Origin of the sequence: Cohnella sp. GCM10020058 (assembly GCF_042683485.1) — a bacterium.
GTDB lineage: Bacteria > Bacillota > Bacilli > Paenibacillales > Paenibacillaceae > Cohnella.
This window is the reverse complement of sequence record NZ_JBHUJV010000013.1, coordinates 364,935-380,245: the sequence shown is the minus strand read 5'-3', so window position 1 is coordinate 380,245 and position 15,311 is coordinate 364,935. Positions and strand designations below refer to the sequence as shown.

Here is a 15,311-nt window from a genome sequence, read left to right as displayed (position 1 = left end):
ATCCTGCGGAGAAAAATTTATTTTGCGGGGCAAGCGGGAACGCGGGAAGATCGATACCGGATTCAGGCAATGTGTCTGCGGAAATGCGGATCGATTCGATATCGAAGAAGCAAATGCATAAAGCCGGCTCCTCATACCCACACTAACGGCAATCCGTAGTCTGGGAATGAAAGGGGCCGTTTTTGATGTACAAACGATTAAGCGCAGTAATGTTCCCGCTTTGCGCGTTGTTGCTCGCAGGTGCCGTCTTTTGGGGATACCAGGAGCATCAGGAGAAAAACGCGGTGCTGATCAAGGCGGAAAACCAATACCAGCGGGCGTTCCACGACTTGACGAACCATATGGGCAGCCTGCAGGAGCAGCTTGGCAAGACGCTTGCGGTCAACAGCGCTTCCTATCGCATGCAGCGCAAGGGGCTGGTGAATGTATGGCGGCTAACCAGCCAGGCTCAAAACGAAGTGAACCAGCTTCCGCTTACGCTCCTGCCGTTTAATCAAGCGGAAAACTTTTTGACCCGTATATCCGATTTTGCTTACCGGACGTCCGTTCGCGATCTTACGAAGGAGCCTCTGTCCGATCAGGAAACGCAAACGATGCAATCCCTGTACGCCAAAGCCGCCGACATCAACAAAGAGCTGGGCAAAGTTCAGGATGCCGTACTCTCCGATCATTTAAGGTGGATGGACGTCGAGGTCGCGATCGCAAGCGCCGATCAGACGGTAGACAACTCGATCATCGACGGCTTCAAGACGGTGGACAAAAAAGTTTCGTCCTATCCGGAAAACGACTGGGGACCTTCGTCCGCCTCCCAGCATCTTCAGCGTGCGCGCGGCAGCGCGTCCGGTCCGAGGATTTCGGCGGAGGAGGCGCAGCGAAAAGCCCGCGATTTCCTCGGCATCTCTGCGCTTTCGAGCGGCCAAAAGATCACGGTCACCGAAAACGGAGCGAAAACCGAGCATCCGACATACACGGCCACGTTGAGCGCATCGAATCATACGTCCCAGGCGGACGGCAAGCCGAATGTCGTAATGGATTTTACGGCAAACGGCGGCAAGCTGCTGTGGTTCATGAATCCGCGTGTCGTCAAAACAAGAAGTCTCAGCGTGGGCGCGGCTAAGCAAAAGGCGATCGAATTTCTGAAGGGAAAAGGCTATGACGCGATGACGCCGGTTACTTACGACGAATACGACCATGTCGCGGTGTTCACGTTCGTGGCGGACAAAAACGGCGTGCTTATTTATCCGGACAAAGTGACGGTAAGGATTGCGCTGGACAACGGAGAGGCAGTCGGACTTCAGGCGGCGGACCATGTCTATCATGACGCGGGCATTGCCGTAGGCAAGGCGAATATCGACGAGATCAAAGCCAAGTCCGTGCTTCACCCGAAGCTTCAAGTGACGGGGCACCACCTGGCCGTTATTGAGAACGACGAGGATAAAGAAGTGCTGTGCCACGAATATACCGGCAAGATCAACGGGGCGCAGTACCGTATTTACCTTAACGCAGATACGGGCATCGAAGAGAAGGTCGAGCAAATCCCGGATTCGGCAAGAGCGATTTTGTAGCTGATTTGCCTGAACCCGCCGGACAGAAAACCGGTCCGGCGGATTTCTATATTTTGACCACTTGCCATCTGCCGCCGGACAAGCGATCGTGCTATAATGCAAAGGATAATACGAACTAGAGGACAATGTTCGCATAATTCCGACATTATACAGCAGTCGCATGGAGGTGCAGCGTGCTTCCCAAGATAGGTCAAATGCTCTACATTCAGCCCCATGCGGCGACGAACGACGGCGGGGCGCCAGGCATGCTCCGTTCTCGCGTTACGGATGCGGACGATCGGTTTTTGTATGTGGATATTCCCATCGACGAACAGACGCGCAGGCTCCACCGGACCGAGCCCGGAGACGAGCTTAAGCTTACATACTTCACGTCGGAAGGCGTCAAGCACCAGTTCGCCGCCCACGTTCATTCGATACGCAGGGACAGCATCAGCCAGCTCGTCATTCCAAAGCCGGATCCGGAGCAGATATCCAGAGAACAGCGCAGAAGCTTTCTTCGCGTCGAGGCGCAGCTCGAGATTGCGATCCGGCTCGGCGAGAAGATGCGCTTCACGGCGCTGACGGACGATGTCGGCGGCGGCGGCGTATCATTCAGATGCGATCGCAAGTGGCCGATCACGCCGAACATGAAGGCGAACTGCTGGCTCCTATTGAACTACAAGTCCGGTACCGTCACGCATGCGCAATTCGAAGCCGAGATCGTCCGGATCGTGCCCGTCGAACCTCACCACAATCTGGTCATGATGCGGTTTCAGGACATTCAGGATACCGACCAGCAAAAGATCATCCGTTATTGCTTTGAAAAGCAACTCGAAAGAAGGAAGGATTAAACAAAAAAAGGGGCACTGGCAGCATGGACGGCAAAGGAGGCCGCCACCGCGCGGACCGCGCGCGGGCGGCGGAGCGCGTCGATGGATTGTTGCGGGCGGCGGCGTTGGCCGGCGCGATCTTGCTTATATTGACGCAGTTGCTGCTGCGCGTCCCCGAGATCAGGACGTTGATCGTTCCCGGCGAACGCGCCGAAGGAATACGCTACGAAGCCGAATAGACCCTTGTCTATTCGGCTTGCTTTTTTGCATCTGAATATATGCTGTGGTATAATTTGTTCATTCGTGCGCAGGCGGTCGCTGGCTGGTTTAATGCTCATGCAGGCGTTGCCGAACAGCTTCGTCTCCGCCTTGCCGCAGGCCGATGGACCCTCCTGTCTAATCGACCGGATGCATCAACGTTTGTGCGCTCTAGGAGGCTTGTTGCTACTTCATGAATGAACGTTATCCGCACCGCATCAACATTGCGATCGACGGTCCGGCCGGAGCGGGCAAGAGCACGGTCGCCAGGCTGGTCGCCAGCGAGCTTCAATACGTATATGTGGACACGGGCGCCATGTACCGTGCCGTCACCTTTGTCGCGCAGTCTCGCGGGCTTCAGCTGGACGACAACGACAGTCTGGCCGCGCTCTCGTCGGGGCTGGACATCTCGTTGCTTCCCGGCGAAGGGGGCCAGATCGTTCTGGCGGACGGCAAGGACGTGACCGGGTTGATCCGCACGCGCGAGGTAACGGCATCCGTATCGCTGGTTTCCGCGAATGCCGCCGTAAGGTCGCGCATGTCCGAGCTACAGCGCCGGATGGCAGCCGCCAAAGGCGTGGTAATGGACGGGCGAGACATCGGGACTCATGTGCTGCCCGACGCGGAGCTCAAGGTATTCTTGACCGCATCGCCGCGGGAACGCGCGAACCGCAGGTTTTTGGAGCTCGGAGATCAGCCGGGCGTGACCCTCGATCAACTCGAAGAAGAGATCGCCTTGCGCGACCGGCTGGACAGCGAACGCGAGATCGCGCCGTTGCGCCAAGCCGCCGACGCGCTGCTGATCGATTCGACGGGACGTTCGATCGCCGAGATCGTGGACGAGATCGTATCGTTAGGCCGTACGGCAGCGCAAGCGATCGCTGTAAGGGAGAATTGACCGATGCTTTACCGGTTCGCGAGAGTGCTGCTTAGAGTCCTGTTCAAGCTGCTTTACCGTTTCGAGGCCATCGGCGCAGATCGGATTCCCGCCCGGGGCGGCGTGATTCTCGCCAGCAACCATACGAGCCTGCTCGATCCGATCGCACTCGGGATCGGCGCCGAGCGCAAGGTTCATTATATGGCCAAGGCGGAGCTGTTCAAAATTCCCGGCTTCGGCGCGTTAATTACGAACCTTGGCGCTTTTCCGGTTAAGCGCGGCGGCGTCAGCAAAGAGGCGATTCGCACCGCGATCGGCATTTTGCGCGAGGGCAAGGTGATGGGGATTTTCCCGGAGGGAACGCGCAAGGACGTCGGCCTCATGGGCAAGCGCGGCGCGATGAGCATGGCATTTCGTGCCGGCTCGGCGGTCGTGCCAGTAGCTTTGGTCGGCAGCTATCGTCCTTTTACGAAAATGAAGGCCGTTTACGGCGCGCCGCTTGATATGGAGCAGCTTGCGGGCGACGGTTCGCCGGAGTCGCAAGAAGCAGCTACCGAGCTGCTGATGTCCAGAATCAAAGAAATGCTGAACTCGGGCAGGCCAGCGCAATAATTTAATTCTTCCGGCGCATACTACGGTCATTCGTCCTATTTTTATACTTAAGTGATTTAAACCCCGCGTTGCGGGTTTAAATAAAGTTGTGGTAGAACTGAGGAGGTTATTTCCATGTCTGAAGAAATCAATGTCCAGGAATCCGCCGCGCAGGAGCCTGTCGCTGCCGACAATGCCGCAGAGACGGTAACGCAAGACGCGCTGGAGAACGTTGTATCGCTGAAAAAGGGCGATACCGTGAAGGGAACCATCGTTAAAATCGAAGACAACCAAGCTTATGTGAGCCTTGGATATAAATACGACGGTGTCATCCCGCTCCGCGAGCTCTCCAACGTCAACCTGGAGAATGCTTCCGACGCCGTACAGATCGGTCAGGAAGTCGAAGCCAAGGTCGTCAGCATCAACGACGAAAAAGCAAGCCTTGTCCTCTCCAAGCGTCAAATCGACGGCGCGAAGGCATGGGATGAACTCCAAAGCAAATTCGACAACGGCGAAGCGTTCGAAGTCACGGTTTCCGACGTCGTCAAGGGCGGCCTGGTCGCTGACGTAGGCGTACGCGGCTTCATTCCCGCTTCGATGGTTGCACGCACGTTCGTTGAAGACTTCTCCGATTACAAGGGGCGTACCCTTCGTGTCAAGGTGAAGGAAATCGATCGTGAAAACAACAAAGTGATTCTGTCGGCCAAGGAAGTGCTCGAAGCCGAATACGAAGCACAAAAGCAAACGGTTATGGAATCCCTGCAACCGGGTCAAGTGCTTGAAGGCACGGTTCAGCGTCTTACTCCGTTCGGCGCGTTCGTCGACATCGGCGGCGTAGACGGACTGGTACACGTTTCCGAGATCGCTTGGAATCACGTTGCGCATCCGGCCGACGTTGTTTCCGAAGGCCAAAAGGTCAACGTGAAGGTGCTGAGCGTCGACACGTCGATCGGCAAGATCAAGCTGAGCATCAAGGCCGCTCAACCAGGTCCGTGGGAATCGGTTAACGGCCAATTCAACACCGGCGATGTTGTGACGGGCGTCGTGAAGCGCCTTGTGACTTTTGGCGCATTCGTCGAGATCGCTCCGGGCGTAGAAGGCCTTGTGCACATCTCCCAAATCGCACACCGCCATGTTGCTACGCCGCATGAAGTGCTGAAGGAAGGCCAAGAAGTTCAAGCGAAGATTTTGGACTTCAACCCTGCCGAGAAGCGCGTGTCGCTCTCCATCAAGGAGACTGAAGAAGCGCCTGCTCAACCTGAACGTGCACCGCGCGAGCCCAGAGGCAGACGTGAAGAGTCCAACATCCCCGCTCCTGAAAGCATGAGCTTCACGCTTGCCGAGAAGTTCGGCGACAAGCTGAGCAAGTTTAAGTAAAATCAACCCATATGTACGACAGCGCTGCAGAAGCTCTTCTGCAGCGCTTTTTTGCGTTTTGAGAATAATATTTTTGAGGATTACTAAGCTGTGCATACTAAGGAATGGAAAGGAATCCGGTCAGAGGGGGGAAAGGCATGATTACGGCAAAGTGGCTGGCCGGTCACCATGAATTAATCGGTGTGACGCTCGGCACGCTATTCGGCTTTTTGGCGCGGGTTGTTATGTTGCGCAGCGATTACAGGCAGTACCCGGCCTACCCGCACGGCAAAATCATTCATTTGGCGCTCGGGCTCATCGCAGGCGCTTTGGGCGCTGTGGCCGTCCCGGCGCTTATGAGCAAGGATTATACGGCGATCACGTTTCTGTCGCTTGCAGCGCAGCAGTTCAGGGAAGTGCGCAATATGGAAAGGGGAACGCTGACGGCGATCGATCACCAAGAGCTCGTTCCGCGCGGCGCCACCTATATCGAAGGCATCGCCGTCGTTTTTGAAGGACGCAACTATTTGTCGATTGCGACTGCGCTGATTGTCAGCTTTGCGGCAACGATAATCGGTTGGATCTGGGGCGTGCTGCTCGGAATCGTATGTATCGTGATCGTCCTGCGGTTTATGAAGGGAAAAACGATCAAGGACATCGCGGAAGTATCGTTCGCGACTGTGACGGCGGAAAATGCGAGCGTAACGGTCGGGCCGGTCTATATGATGAATGTCGGACTTGAATCGGACCTTGAGATCATCCGCAAGCAAGCTCTCGGGTTTATGCTTACGCCAGTAAGCGATGATGCGAAAGTAACACTTTCCAATCTGGGACTTAGGCAGGCGATTTTGCACGATTTATCGACAAGGCTCGGCGTTTATCGGGACGACGGTGAGCCGGCGCTATTGCCGATCGCCAAGCTCGATTTGGAGACAGGAGCGCTCGGCGTACTGCTGCTGCCCAGGGAACACGGGATGGAGAAGGCGCTCAAAGCGATGCGCGACGTGCCTCTCCTAGAGTCGGCTGTCCGCAGACCGACGAAGGCCAACAAGACGAAGGGAGAGCCTGCCCATGGCTAAAATCGTCATGCTTCTGACAACGGATCCGACAAATATATCGGAAGGCTCGGCCGCGCTGATCGCCAAGTCGGAGGAGGAACTGCAAAACTTGACGAATTTGATGGAGAAAATACTCGATTGCGCCGCCCACAAGCTAAAGGACGGATTGTATATGATCGTCGATCGGCATTAGCGAAGCTCGGGCAAGGGCAAGTCTTTAGGAACCGTTAGCCAAGGCGGGGTATTTTTGTTATGATACTCTTTGTATGATTCAGAGGAATTCCTTAAGGAGTGAAAGTATGGCAAGACCAGTCATTGCCATCGTAGGGCGTCCCAACGTAGGGAAGTCTACGATTTTTAATCGCATAATCGGTGACCGCTTGGCCATCGTCGAAGATAAGCCGGGCATTACGCGCGACCGGATCTACGGCACCGGCGAATGGAGCGGCCGCAGCTTCAGCGTGATCGATACCGGCGGGATCGAGATCGACGGCGAAGACGGCATGCTTCGCCTTGTCCGCATGCAAGCGGAGCTCGCCATCGAAGAAGCGGATCTCATCGTGTTCATGGCCGATGCCAAATCGGGCGTTACCAACGCCGACGAAGAAGTCGCCCAAATATTGTTCCGTTCGGGCAAGCCGGTCGTCGTCGCCGTTAACAAGGTGGACAACCTGCAGCGCATGGACGATATTTATGAATTTTATAGCCTCGGCTTCGGCGATCCCATTGCGCTCTCGGGCTCTCACGGCATAGGTATCGGAGACTTGCTCGAAGCTTGCGTGGAGCGCCTGCCTGTCGGTGAAGATCAGGAGTACGACGACGATGTGATCAAAGTCGCCTTGATCGGACGTCCGAACGTCGGCAAGTCCTCGCTCGTAAACGCGATTCTCGGCGAAGAGCGCGTCATTGTGAGCGAGATCGCAGGCACGACGCGCGACGCCATCGATACGCCATTCGCCAAAGACGACCAGCGGTACGTTCTGATCGACACCGCGGGCATGCGCAAGCGGGGCAAGGTGTACGAGACGACCGAGAAATATAGCGTCATGCGGTCGATGAAAGCCATCGAACGCGCGGATGTTGTCCTCGTCGTCATTAACGGCGAAGAAGGCATCATCGAGCAGGACAAGCATATCGCCGGATATGCGCACGAGATGGGCAAGGCGTCCGTCTTTGTCGTCAACAAGTGGGATGTCGTCGAGAAGGACGACAAGACGATGCAGCACTTCACCAATTCGATCCGCGACCATTTCCTGTTCATGTCGTATGCGCCGATCGTGTTTTTGTCCGCGCTCACGAAGTCCAGGCTGCACCGCCTGTTGCCCGTCATCGACCGGGTCGCCGAGCAGCACGCAATGCGCGTGCCGACGCATCTGCTTAACGATGTCGTAGCGGACGCGGTAGCGATCACGCCGCCGCCGACGGACAAGGGCCGCAGGCTGCGCGTGAATTACGCGACGCAGGTATCCGTCAAGCCGCCGACGATCCTTATTTTCGTGAACGATCCCGAATTGATGCACTTCTCGTACGAGCGTTATTTGGAAAACAAGATTCGGGCCGCGTTCGATTTCGAGGGCACGCCGCTGCGCCTCTTCACGCGTCGCAAGTCCGATCAGGAATAGGAGAGAACCGTGTTGCTGCCAGCCGTCATCGCCGTCGTCTTCAGTTATTTGCTCGGTTCCGTCTCCTTCAGCATCCTTTTCGCCCGCTGGCTCCGCAAGATCGATATCCGCCAGCATGGGAGCGGCAATGCCGGCGCGACCAATACGCTTCGCGTGCTCGGTAAAGGACCGGCCATCGCCGTATTCGTGCTGGACATCGCGAAAGGACTCGTCGCCGTCGCAATCGGTCAAGCGATCGCCGGAGAACAGGGCTCCTGGCTCGCCGTCGCTTGCGGTCTGGCTTCGATCGCCGGGCACAACTGGCCGCTTTATTTTCGCTTCAAGGGCGGGAAAGGCATTGCGACAACCGTTGGCGCGCTCATTTATATGGCTCCGCTTCCGGTCGTCGCCGCCGGCGTTGTCGCCATTATCCTCATCGTGATTACGCGGTACGTCTCGCTCGGCTCTATGGTGTTCGCAGCACTCGTACCGGTCATTCTCGGCCTGGCGGGCGAGATCGGCCCCGTTTTTTGGGGAGCGCTCATTTTGGCGCTGCTTGCCATCGTCCGTCACCGCAAAAACATCGTTAAGCTGATGAACGGCACCGAGAACAAAATCGGCGCCAAAAAGAAGGAGGATTCGCATGGCATCTAGCCAAGTTACCGTCCTGGTTGCCGGAAGCTGGGGCACGGCGCTGGCTTGCGTGCTCGCGGACAACGGTCACCAAGTAAAAGTATGGACGCGCGGTGCCGCTCAAGCGGATGAAATCAACGAATCCCATACGAATCGTAAATACTTGAAGGATGCCGAGCTGCCCGAGTCTCTGATTGCGACGACAAACATGGCAGAGGCGCTCCGCGAAGCGGACGCCGTCGTATTCGTCGCGCCGTCGTCGGCCATGCGCGAGGTTGCGCAAGCAGCCGCGGCGCATCTTAAGCCGGAGGCGCTTATCGTTCATGCGACCAAAGGCTTCGAGACGGGCAGCTTAAAACGAATGTCTCAAGTGCTCTCCGAAGAATTGGGGCATCCCGAAGGCTCCATCGTCGTATTGTCCGGTCCGAGTCATGCCGAAGAAGTCGTAATGCGATTGCCGACGACGGTCGTCGTTGCCGCCAGCGAATTAAAGCAGGCGGAGGCGGCACAGGATTTATTTATAAACGACGCCTACTTCCGCGTCTATACGAATCCCGATTACATCGGGGCGGAGACCGCCGGCGCGATCAAAAACATCATCGGTCTCGGCGCAGGGCTTTCGGACGGCCTCGGCTTCGGCATCAACGCCAAATCCGCGCTCGTCACGCGCGGCCTCGCCGAGATCGGCCGTTTGGGTTCCGCCATGGGCGCCCATATGCTCACTTTCGCCGGACTCGCGGGCGTCGGCGACTTGATCGCGACTTGTACGAGTAGACATAGTCGCAATTATCGCGCCGGGGAGCTGCTCGCCCAGGGACTTGGCTACGAAGAAGTGCAGGAGCGGATCGGAATGGTCGTCGAAGGCGTCCGTACGACGCTTGCGGCCTCCAAGCTCGCCGTCCAATATGGCGTCGAGATGCCAATTACGGCGCAGCTTCATGCCGTGCTTTTCGAAGGCAAGCCGCCGCTGCAAGCGGTGGAAGCGCTCATGGGAAGAGTGCGCACGCATGAGATCGAGGAGACTGTTCTTTTTAATCGTACATAGCTACCACAGAAGGTCGTCCATCGTCTTCAGGCCCGCCCACACCGCCGCCCCTCGTGCCTCATAGAATATAGAGCATGATTTGCGGAGGAGGGGAAGCATGGACAAGAAGATCTCCAAGGATGTTCTTAATTCAGTGAGCAAGAAGACGGGCAAGCCCGTATCGGAATCGTCGCTCAAAAAAATCGCGCAAAAGGTGTCCCCGGACATCATGCAAAGCGAAGCGCAGCTCCGCCAGCTGATCAAGCAGGTATCGAGCACAGCAGGCGTGCCCGTGTCGGAGGAGACGATCAAGGAGATCGTTGGCGCCGTCAAAAAGAGCGGTTTTAACATTGGCAATCTTGAGGGACTTATGAAAATGATGCTTAAAAAATAAAAGCCCTGGCCGCGTGAGCCTCTCTCCCCCATACAGGGAGCGGGGCTTTTTCGCATGTCGCGCGCTGTCGATCGGTCACGGGTGATGGTTGGCGAAGCATTCCATTCATCGATTTCGAACAATGGGGCAAGCTGAAGCAGTATTAATCCAAACGGAATAAGGAAGGGGAGACGCACTGCCATGACGATGGATACGAGCGTCCGCGACCACTTTTTGACAGCCGTCAGACATCGTCGCAGCTTTTACGGCATCAGCGACGAAGCGATCGTTCCGGACGAGCGGATCGAGGAGATCGTTAAGGAAGCGGTTAAGCATACGCCGTCTTCGTTTAACTCCCAGAGCGCCAGAATCGTGCTGCTGCTCAAGAAGGAGCACAAGAAGTTCTGGAACATTACGACAGAGACGCTTCGCAAAGTCGTCTCCGATCCCGAACAGTTCAAAGCGACGCAAGAGAAGATGAACGCCTTCGCCGCCGGCTACGGCACCGTGCTGTTTTTTGAGGACCAGACGGTTATCGAAGGCTTGCAGCAGCAGTTCGCTTCCTACAAGGACAATTTCCCCAAGTGGTCGGCGCATTCCTCCGGCATGCATCAATTCGTCATCTGGACGGCGCTCGAGACCGAGGGCTTCGGCGCTTCATTGCAGCATTACAATCCGCTCGTGGACGAAGAGGTCAAGCGCACGTGGAAACTGCCCGACAGCTGGTCTTTGATCGCGCAGATGCCGTTCGGCAAACCGGTCGCGCAGCCGGGAGAAAAAACGTTCAAGCCGCTCGAGGAAAGAATCAAGATTTTCAAGTAATGAACGAGAGACGCCGCCGAAGCAATGCAACGGCGGTTTTCGTCATTTTTGCGTACGAAAGGCGAATGTGATTGAAGAATGTGGTATAATATGTTCCGTTTTATAGCATTGGATTGACGATTGTTCGCGACCTTTTTCGCGTGACGGTCATTGCCATACATAAGGCTGCAGGGTTTAGGAAGGGACTGTTATTTAGCTATGGATCCGATGATGAAAATGTGGGTGTCGTTCGTCGGCATCGGACTGATGGTTTTATCGGCGGTGCTGATTATGCTCGCCAGGGCGAAGACCAAGGGCGCGCTGCGTTTCGGGCTTTCCTTCGTCGCCTTCATCATGCTGCTTGTCGGCATGGTATGCGGACTTATATCGATCATTTGACAACATGAATCAGGCCGGGGGATTTGATTATGCTTACGCTTAAAGGTAGAACGATCGAGTCGCGCTTGGAGCCGCGAATCGGCGCCACACTGCTGGAGCTTGCGCTCGGCGCAGGCGTCGATTGGCAGTTCAATTGCTCGAGGGGCACTTGCGCGCGCTGCCGCTGTCTCGTCACGGAAGGCGGCGCGCTTCTGGAGGAGTCGACCGACGCCGAATGGGACCGTCTCGGGCCGGAAGAGCTGGATGCGGGCTATCGACTCGGCTGTCAGGCGCGCGTCGAGTCGGCGGGCACAATCTCGGCCGTCAACCGGACGTACTTCTAAGGAGCTGAAGGACATGCCGATAGAAGGAGCCGGAGAGCACATCCTGAATGCACTGTCCGCGATCGCGGAGGCGACTGGGGAGTGCGGCGCAAAATGGGTGGTCGGCGGCAGCGCCGGGCTTGCACTTCGGGGGGCGCGGCTTGCTTCGGCGCCGAGAGACCTGGATATTTATGCGGATGCTGCCGCGGCGGCGGCGCTGCATGAACGGCTTGCCGGTTGGGCCATTGACGATCAGGAATGGGACGAAACAGGGCGCTACCGTTCGTTATTGTCCCATTACCGGTATGGCGGCGTCACGATCGATTTAGTGGGGGATTTCGAGATTCGGGTCCAGGGCTCTCGGTATTCGACCGAAGTCGACGCTTTTTTATATGCGCACGGGAACGACTGGATCCCGCCGGACGGCAAGTCGACTATTCGTCTTATGCCGCTCGGGCACGAGCTTATTTTTAACCTGCTGCGCGAGCGGCAGGACCGCACGCTCGAGGCGGCCCGGCTCATTCGGGAGGAGCCGGAGGCGCATTTGCCTGCGCTTGAGCGTCTCGCGGCCAGACAATCGCTGTCCGAAGACGTCTTGAGCGAGCTTTGGCGTCTGACGGCCGCGGTACCCGAGGAGGAAACGGACGATGGGCGATAAAGGCGGCTGCGAGGTCGAGTTCGGACCGGAAGGACAGACCGTAAACGTCAGAGCCGGCACGACGCTGCTTGATGCAGCCAGGCGGGCCAAAGCGCCGGTGCGTACGAGGTGCGGCGGCGTCGCCGGCTGCCTGATGTGCAAGGTAAGCGTGCCGACGACTTGCGGGGATGCGCTTACGCCGCCTACGGAGGCGGAGCGACGCAAGCTCGGTCCACTGCTGGAGCAGGGCGTAAGGCTGTCCTGCCAGTCGCGTGTCCGGCGCTCCCTTCGGGTCGAGGTTCCCGAAGACCCGCTTAAGGCGGCCGTGCGCAGGCAGCTTGAACGTCAGCGATCGGACGATCTATGGTAAACGACAAGCCGCGAGAGACGGCGTACATAGGGGGCTTTTGGATTTGAACAGATCGCTATGGATTAAAAACGGCCGGCTGGCGGCTAAGCGAGCTGCTATGCTGGTATGTGCGCTAGCGTTGCTGCCGCTGGCAGGCTGCTTGTACCCGGACGAATATACGCCATCGAACCAGGTGTCTGCCAAAGAGTCGGTGAGCGCCATACAGGCGGCCGTCGACAGCTACCGCAAGGACACGGGACTTTTGCCGATCGAAAATGCTTCGGAGGGTACGCCGCAATACGAGAAATTCCGTCTCGACTTCGCCAAGCTGAAGCGAATGGGGTATGTAACCGATATTCCCAAGGAAGCGTTTGAGAGCGGCGGCTCCGGCCAATTTCTCATTATCGACGAAGAAAGCGATCCGAAGGTGAAGCTGCTGGATCTCGCGGTCTATCAGTCGATCGGCACGGTGCAGTCCAAGGTGAACGCTTATGTGCTGAAGCACAAAGGGAAGCAGCCGGTTGCGGATGAGATCTACCCGGACTTCCGCCGGATCGACTACAAAGCGCTGGGCATCGACGATCCGGCGATCCGCAGCATGTATACCGGACGGGTGCTCGAGCTGATGATCGATCCCGGAAGCGCCGTATACGCGGATTACGGGATCGATATCGTCAAGGCGCTGGAGAAATCCGAGACCAAGCCAGGCGAGACGGAAGATCTGCGGGCGTTGCTGGCTGACGAATCGTTTTACGTACCGGTCAAATCGCCGGTTTACCGTCTGGTGGACGGCGAGCCCCGGGCTTTCCTCAAATAAGGCTGCGCCTCCATGCGCACCAAGCCGAACCGTTCCGCCTGCGGAACGGTTTTTTTGTTGCTTCTTCGGACATAGGCGCCCTTTTCCTGTCATATGATCATTTGGATGAGCGAACGGCGCGCGGGGCGCTTCAAAAATTATGAACCGTCGTCATATTCGCAGGCATGGCACATACAATGATACTAGTCCAAGTTCATGTACGAGTCCGTCGCGCTGACGGAACCGCAGGCTTCGCGATTACGAAGGGGAGGGAATCTAAGTGGAAAAAGTGGACATTTTCAAAGATATCGCCGAGCGTACGGGCGGCGACATCTACCTCGGGGTCGTCGGCGCCGTCCGGACAGGCAAATCGACCTTTATCAAACGATTCGTGGAGACGGTCGTGCTGCCGAACATCGCACATGAAGCCGACCGCGTCAGGGCGGTCGACGAACTGCCGCAGAGCGCGGCTGGCCGTACGATCATGACGACGGAGCCCAAGTTCGTGCCCAACAACGCCGTTCAGATCAAGGTCGGCGAAGGCCTTGAGGTCAACGTGCGGCTAGTCGATTGCGTCGGCTATGCCGTCGAGGGAGCGAAAGGATACGAGGACGAAAACGGACCTCGCATGATTACGACGCCTTGGTTCGAGGAAGCGATTCCTTTCCAGGAAGCGGCGGAAATCGGCACGCGCAAGGTGATCCAGGAGCATTCGACGCTGGGCGTCGTCGTAACGACCGACGGAACGATCGCGGAGATTCCGCGCAGCTCCTACGTCGAGGCGGAGGAGCGCGTCATTGCAGAGCTTAAGGAGGTCGGCAAGCCGTTCGTGCTGATCGTCAACTCGACAAAGCCGAAAAGCGAGGAAGCGCTGGCGCTTCGCGCCGAGCTTGCGGCCAAATACGATATACCGGCGATCACGCTGAGCGTGGCGTCGATGGGCGAGGACGAAGTGCTCGGCGTTCTGCGCGAGGTGCTTTACGAGTTCCCCGTTCATGAAGTCAACGTCAATCTGCCGAGCTGGGTGATGGTGCTGCAAGAGCAGCACTGGCTGCGTTCGAGCTACGAAAATTCGGTTCGGGACACCGTCCGGGACATTCGCCGCCTGCGCGACGTGGACCGCGTCGTCTCGCAATTCCTCGAATACGACTTCGTCGATCGTGCGGGTCTCAGCGGTCTCAACATGGGCCAGGGCGTCGCCGAGATCGATCTGTACGCGCCGGACGAATTGTACGACCGGATCCTGCAGGAGGTCGTGGGCACGGAAATTCGCGGCAAAGACCATCTGCTCCAGCTGATGCAGGAATTCTCCCACGCCAAGCGGGAGTATGATCGCTTCGCCGAGGCGCTCGAGATGGTGAAGACGACCGGCTACGGTATCGCGGCGCCGACGCTGGCGGAGATGCAACTCGACGAGCCGGAGCTGATCCGGCAGGGCTCGCGCTTCGGCGTCCGGCTCAAGGCGACTGCGCCTTCGATCCATCTGATCCGCGTCGACGTCGAATCGGAATTCGCGCCGATCATCGGCACGGAAAAGCAGAGTGAGGAGCTCGTCCGCTATCTGATGCAGGACTTCGAGAAGGATCCGATCAAGATCTGGGATTCCGACATCTTCGGGCGCTCGCTGCACTCCATCGTACGGGAAGGCATCCAGGGCAAGATCGCCATGATGCCGGACAACGCCCGCTACAAGCTGCAGGAAACGCTGGGCCGCATCATCAACGAAGGCTCGGGCGGACTCATCGCCATTATCCTATAAATGGACCAAGGACCGCGCGCCGCTTATGGCGCGCGGCTTTTTAGAAGCTAAGGAAGTGTATATTCGGCGGCCGTTCGCGGACAATGAAGCATTCTTGTCATACCGGAGCTTTCGACAATTAGG

The 15,311-nt window shown here is 57.3% G+C and carries 19 protein-coding genes; all 19 read left to right on the top strand.

Features of this window, described 5'->3' with window-relative positions; all coding sequences use genetic code 11:
* Positions 1–185 precede the first annotated feature (185 nt).
* The 19 genes from ypeB to spoIVA all read left to right on the top strand — a co-directional run bounded on the left by ypeB (position 186) and on the right by spoIVA (position 15,188).
* Entirely contained in the window at positions 186–1,565 is a 1,380-nt protein-coding gene (gene ypeB / locus ACFSR7_RS23175; protein ID WP_378165671.1) for a germination protein YpeB, read from the top strand.
* A gap of 173 nt (positions 1,566–1,738) precedes the next feature.
* On the top strand, positions 1,739–2,395 hold the full coding sequence (locus ACFSR7_RS23170; protein ID WP_378165670.1) for a flagellar brake protein: 657 nt from the start codon (positions 1,739–1,741) through the stop codon (positions 2,393–2,395).
* Positions 2,396–2,418: 23 nt separating this feature from the next.
* Entirely contained in the window at positions 2,419–2,613 is a 195-nt protein-coding gene (locus tag ACFSR7_RS23165; protein ID WP_378165668.1) for a hypothetical protein, read from the top strand.
* Between the two features lie 212 nt (positions 2,614–2,825).
* A complete protein-coding gene (cmk, locus tag ACFSR7_RS23160) occupies positions 2,826–3,530 on the top strand; it encodes a (d)CMP kinase (RefSeq protein ID WP_378165666.1) in 705 nt (234 codons plus the stop codon).
* Positions 3,531–3,533: 3 nt separating this feature from the next.
* Positions 3,534–4,121, top strand: a complete 588-nt coding sequence (locus ACFSR7_RS23155; RefSeq protein WP_378165664.1) for a lysophospholipid acyltransferase family protein — start codon at positions 3,534–3,536, stop codon at positions 4,119–4,121.
* Positions 4,122–4,235: 114 nt separating this feature from the next.
* Positions 4,236–5,477, top strand: coding sequence for a 30S ribosomal protein S1 (rpsA, locus tag ACFSR7_RS23150; protein ID WP_378165662.1), 1,242 nt, complete (start codon positions 4,236–4,238; stop codon positions 5,475–5,477).
* 137 nt (positions 5,478–5,614) lie between these two features.
* Positions 5,615–6,535 carry a YIEGIA family protein gene (locus tag ACFSR7_RS23145; RefSeq protein ID WP_378165660.1) on the top strand — a complete coding sequence of 307 codons (921 nt, stop codon included), beginning with the start codon at positions 5,615–5,617 and terminating at the stop codon, positions 6,533–6,535.
* Positions 6,528–6,707, top strand: coding sequence for a capping complex subunit for YIEGIA (locus tag ACFSR7_RS23140; RefSeq protein ID WP_378123247.1), 180 nt, complete (start codon positions 6,528–6,530; stop codon positions 6,705–6,707). Before ACFSR7_RS23145 ends, ACFSR7_RS23140 begins: the two co-directional genes overlap by 8 nt.
* A gap of 106 nt (positions 6,708–6,813) precedes the next feature.
* Positions 6,814–8,136: a ribosome biogenesis GTPase Der gene (gene der, locus ACFSR7_RS23135; protein WP_378165658.1), complete on the top strand. Its 1,323-nt coding sequence runs from the start codon at positions 6,814–6,816 to the stop codon at positions 8,134–8,136.
* 12 nt (positions 8,137–8,148) lie between these two features.
* Positions 8,149–8,769, top strand: coding sequence for a glycerol-3-phosphate 1-O-acyltransferase PlsY (gene plsY / locus ACFSR7_RS23130; RefSeq protein WP_378166090.1), 621 nt, complete (start codon positions 8,149–8,151; stop codon positions 8,767–8,769).
* Positions 8,759–9,793, top strand: coding sequence for an NAD(P)H-dependent glycerol-3-phosphate dehydrogenase (locus ACFSR7_RS23125; RefSeq protein ID WP_378165656.1), 1,035 nt, complete (start codon positions 8,759–8,761; stop codon positions 9,791–9,793). Before plsY ends, ACFSR7_RS23125 begins: the two co-directional genes overlap by 11 nt.
* A 97-nt stretch (positions 9,794–9,890) precedes the next feature.
* Complete coding sequence (locus ACFSR7_RS23120; RefSeq protein WP_378165654.1) at positions 9,891–10,166, top strand: stage VI sporulation protein F; 276 nt, start codon at positions 9,891–9,893, stop codon at positions 10,164–10,166.
* A 180-nt stretch (positions 10,167–10,346) separates the two neighbouring features.
* Positions 10,347–10,967, top strand: a complete 621-nt coding sequence (locus tag ACFSR7_RS23115) for a nitroreductase family protein (RefSeq protein WP_378165652.1) — start codon at positions 10,347–10,349, stop codon at positions 10,965–10,967.
* Between the two features lie 198 nt (positions 10,968–11,165).
* Complete coding sequence (locus tag ACFSR7_RS23110) at positions 11,166–11,345, top strand: DUF2768 family protein (RefSeq protein WP_378165650.1); 180 nt, start codon at positions 11,166–11,168, stop codon at positions 11,343–11,345.
* A gap of 29 nt (positions 11,346–11,374) precedes the next feature.
* A complete protein-coding gene (locus ACFSR7_RS23105; RefSeq protein WP_378165648.1) occupies positions 11,375–11,668 on the top strand; it encodes a 2Fe-2S iron-sulfur cluster-binding protein in 294 nt (97 codons plus the stop codon).
* A gap of 13 nt (positions 11,669–11,681) precedes the next feature.
* Complete coding sequence (locus ACFSR7_RS23100) at positions 11,682–12,305, top strand: nucleotidyltransferase family protein (protein ID WP_378165646.1); 624 nt, start codon at positions 11,682–11,684, stop codon at positions 12,303–12,305.
* Positions 12,295–12,654, top strand: a complete 360-nt coding sequence (locus tag ACFSR7_RS23095; protein ID WP_378165644.1) for a 2Fe-2S iron-sulfur cluster-binding protein — start codon at positions 12,295–12,297, stop codon at positions 12,652–12,654. Before ACFSR7_RS23100 ends, ACFSR7_RS23095 begins: the two co-directional genes overlap by 11 nt.
* Positions 12,655–12,697: 43 nt before the next feature.
* The gene (locus ACFSR7_RS23090) at positions 12,698–13,450 is read left to right on the top strand and encodes a hypothetical protein (protein ID WP_378165643.1); all 753 of its coding nucleotides are present in this window, start codon (positions 12,698–12,700) and stop codon (positions 13,448–13,450) included.
* 259 nt (positions 13,451–13,709) lie between these two features.
* Entirely contained in the window at positions 13,710–15,188 is a 1,479-nt protein-coding gene (gene spoIVA / locus ACFSR7_RS23085) for a stage IV sporulation protein A (RefSeq protein ID WP_378123256.1), read from the top strand.
* The last annotated feature ends 123 nt before the right edge of the window (positions 15,189–15,311 follow it).